Source organism: Gluconobacter oxydans, from assembly GCF_006539685.1.
Taxonomy (GTDB): Bacteria; Pseudomonadota; Alphaproteobacteria; order Acetobacterales; family Acetobacteraceae; genus Gluconobacter; species Gluconobacter oxydans.
In genome coordinates this window covers 1-3,671 of record NZ_BJNM01000068.1, presented here as the reverse complement: position 1 = coordinate 3,671, position 3,671 = coordinate 1, and the positions used below count along the sequence as shown (strand labels likewise).

Here is a 3,671-nt window from a genome sequence, read left to right as displayed (position 1 = left end):
AGATGCCCGACCGTCTTCTTCTCGGCAGTCTGCCTCGCCGCAACCGTCTTGTTCTGGCTATGAGTCCTGAGCCTAGCATCCATGCTGCGTCAAAAAGATCACATGTCCACGAACACTAGCTTCTTCCGCGGATATAGGCAACGACACGACGAAAAGGCAATGCCACGCGCCAAACCTTATGTAGCGGCCTCAACATTTTCCAGTGCCATCTCGACACCATTTGAATCTGGTCGATTTGCGGCTGTATTCTCTGATCAGTTGCCGATATCCTGCTCTCTATCCGATCGAGGCGTCCGGCATTATTCTTAATCAGATCTTCAAGATATTTGAGATGATACCGGGCTTCAGATACCTCGTATTCCAGCCGTCCGGCAGTCTCTTTCGTTTCATGAAGTGGTGGCAGAAGTGCCATAAACAGACCAAGCATCTCAGGCTGTTTATCAAGTAAATTCCGAAGAGTTTTATTTCTGAGAAGAATATTATTCAGGACATGAGAAGAAGCCCCGCCAATGACTGAGTTGCTGTAGACTGAATTTTTCCCTGTTTTCCTGTGGTAGTAATTGGCAAGGGGAGTGGCAATATGGCCGATATCGCCACATGACATTAGGCGGATATTGAAATCCCAGTCTCCTAGAACGGGAAGTGTCGCGTTAAAGGGGCCGATTTTTTCAATTACGCTTCTCCGGAACAGAAAACAGATCGGAGGAAATGTATTTGAAGACAGCATTTTCACATAATCTGTTGCGCCGCTTTCCCGTGTCCACACATGCTTGTCTGTTTCCCGGACGGAGCCATCCTCCTCAATGATTTCTCCAATCACGTAACAGCTTGTGGCCACACCGAGGTAACGATCATTCTTCGGATCACTGAGGAAAAGGACCGTGTTCAGAAGAAAGTTAGGATCCCATGAATCGTCATCGTCATGTACCACCACGAATTCTTCCGTACCCGCGGCAAGTGCTGCATTAGACGCGGCCTCCATCCCTTGGCTCTGTGCATGATGGATAACCGTCAGACGAGAACCAAAAACCGGTCTGTATGTCGCCAGCAGCGCTTCCAGTGCCTCGCGATCTCCTCCGTCATTGACCAGATAGAGATGCCAACGTGTGAATTTCTGCAGCAGAACACTTCCCAAAGCTCGCGGCAGCAGCAGTAGGCGGTTTTTCGTGCGCATGACAATGGCGACATCTGCTGACGGGGTAGGGGTGTTCTGAGAGGCTGATTCTGTCATCGGAATTGTCCAAGAGTTCTGGGATCGTAATTTTTCAGCTGATGCCGGATATTCGCAGCCAGTCATTCCCACTGCTGCGGACAGGTCGTGCGCTTGAGGGCCGTCAGCGCCGATCCGATAATCCAGTCCGAGTGGCTAAGATCCAGAGTGTCATCGGACTGAAAGTCCTTAGAGAGTTCCCGGACAATCGGAGTCAACGTCATATGGCTAGGGTCAATGGCGTGATGGATGGAGCCGATCGCCGCGATTTCACTTTCCGTCGGAGATAAGCCCAGTCGGCTGATCGCTGCCAGAGCGGCATCAGTCGTTAGATCTTCCGAACTGATGCCGCAGATAGGATTACCGGAGAACAGATCATTGATCACTCTGACAGCTTCATCCTGAAAAGGAGCGAGCAATGATTCACGCTCATTATCGGCATCTGTGGCAGAGGCCAGAATCGGAGTGATACGGCCTCCGCGCGGTTCATACCCGATCGTCGTGCCTTCTGAAGCGGAGAACGTATTTTCGATAATGGCAACGTTATTATACAGCCCGTAGCCCTGATCAAGCGTCTGATAGTCGTTATGGAACGCGCTTTCCATCCAGCCCGTCCGAGCCCGGTTACTGGTCGCCCCGGGCCAGAGCCCGGCATAAAGACCATAAATCTCAGGTTCATACCCTGCACTTTTGAGCATTTCGCGCATAGAAACCTGTAGTGTTCCATGCCAGCCGATATCCACTATCCCGGCTTTCTCCTGATGCAAACCCTCCTGGCAGAGGTAGGAAACGACAGAGAGCAGTCTTGACTGCAAAACCGGATAAACAGAGCTAGCATGCCTGCGCAGACAGGCTTTCAGGTCAGCCAGACCATCATCCCAGCTGACTGGTCTATCCAGACTTCCGAAAAGCGCCACGGCATCATCGACAAGAGGCTGAACTGTCAGTAGTCCGGCCCGATCGAGAATATCTCCCAAACGTTCACTTCGAAAAACTCCGCATAGCGTGTCCAGTGCCCGCTCACTGAGGTACTCCCGTGTACAGGATGTTGCGGCAGCCGCGAAATTCAGTGAGCGACGTGAAATATAAAGATAGCTTGAGGAGATACCCGTTGCTTTATCCAAGGCTGCCGCATGCCAAGCTCGTTGCGGCAGCCATCCGTCCGGTGCACAGAAATATATGTGAGAAAGTCCCAGATCTTGTGCCCGCCGGGCAATCCAGCAAACATACGCTCCGACAACCATCGCCCCCCAAGATGCGCCCAGAACTTCCAGTGTCTGGCCAGAATTCAGGCGCGTCGGATTATAATTTTCCCCTTCTGGCTTCCTGGCGAGTATCTCTTTCCGCAAAAGTCGCGAAAACGGCAGAACGGACGGTGTCAGCCCTCCGCCGGGGCGATGATTTGAGCAGGCTCTCTTGAACGGCAATGTGAGCAGTCCGGCCTTTTCAGCTGTTTCTCCGTCACTCCAGTCATTGTCGCCGATGTGCAGGATCCTCGTCATCCGGCCGAGCCGTTCCTTCACATACTGCCATTGGGATCCGGCCGATTTTGTGCTGCCAGTCTCACAGGAAACCACCAGTTCTGGCTCGCCGTATCCTGCATCACGAAGAAGATCACTGATGGCAGAGGCCGGAAGGTACATGTCAGAGACAAAAAGAACCGGAATGCCTTTTTCTCGGCAGAGTTCGTAGGCTGCTTTAATTTCAGGAACAGCGAAGCAACATTCACGTTCTGCTTGCATTTCTGTCTCGAACAACTCGTGCCGGTATTCTCTGAGGAAGCTCTGAGCCGAAACAAGCGCATCAAGAATATCTGTGAAACGAATTTCTTGGAGACCTTTCCGCCATGCCTTGCCCCGGGCCTCGCGTTCGGCCTCTTCCCGCCATGCGGCATATCCGGTGAAGCAGAATCCCAAGCGGGAGATGAGCTTTTCTTCTGTCAGGGCAAATACGTCACCGGGACAGTCCAGCACTCTGGTCAGAGCGGTATCAAACACATCGAAGCTGACAGCGTCTACTTCAGTGAGAAGATCTGAAAATTTTTCAGTCCAGTAATGATCAAAATACCAGTTTTCGAGAATTTTGGATCGGGAAACCATAAATTACAGTATCTTCTTTGAATATGGGGCGATAAAATAAAAAATTTACGGCCCCGAAATATTAACAATTTTGTAAATTAACTATAATTCGGAGAGACCAAGATTTCCAGACATTATCGGAGATGGAGGGTTCGAAAAACCTGGAGGGTTCGAAAAACCTTTGATTGAGTGCTCTTGTGCGTGATTTCAGGTTCCTTATCCTGATTTTCGCTCTGCGATTTGAGCAGACCGGGGAGTATCGCCACCGGGGTGGCTACGCGCCCGCATTCAACCTCTCGAGGAAGAGGAAGCGGCGCATGTTGTAGACAATATTGGCCAAGCCGATCCTCATTGTGGCCCGGGTGATACCCACTGTTCGGACG

Annotated in this window: 2 protein-coding genes and 1 pseudogene; all 3 read right to left on the bottom strand. The window is 51.3% G+C overall.

The features are described 5' to 3' along the window. Positions 1-115: 115 nt before the first annotated feature. Positions 116-1,231 (bottom strand): glycosyltransferase family 2 protein, encoded by a 1,116-nt coding sequence (locus GOX01_RS12320; protein WP_170212324.1) that lies wholly within the window; start codon positions 1,229-1,231, stop codon positions 116-118. A gap of 62 nt (positions 1,232-1,293) precedes the next feature. Next, on the bottom strand, positions 1,294-3,309 hold the full coding sequence (locus GOX01_RS12315; protein ID WP_131973960.1) for an HAD-IA family hydrolase: 2,016 nt from the start codon (positions 3,307-3,309) through the stop codon (positions 1,294-1,296). Between the two features lie 253 nt (positions 3,310-3,562). Then, positions 3,563-3,671 (bottom strand): annotated as a pseudogene (locus GOX01_RS12310) (IS5/IS1182 family transposase); the annotation flags it as partial.

Bases quoted from the DNA above. Each gene is read 5' to 3' on its own strand.
- GOX01_RS12320 (WP_170212324.1), bottom strand. From the start codon at position 1,231: ATGACAGAATCAGCCTCTCAGAACACCCCTACCCCGTCAGCAGATGTC.
- GOX01_RS12315 (WP_131973960.1), bottom strand. From the start codon at position 3,309: ATGGTTTCCCGATCCAAAATTCTCGAAAACTGGTATTTTGATCATTAC.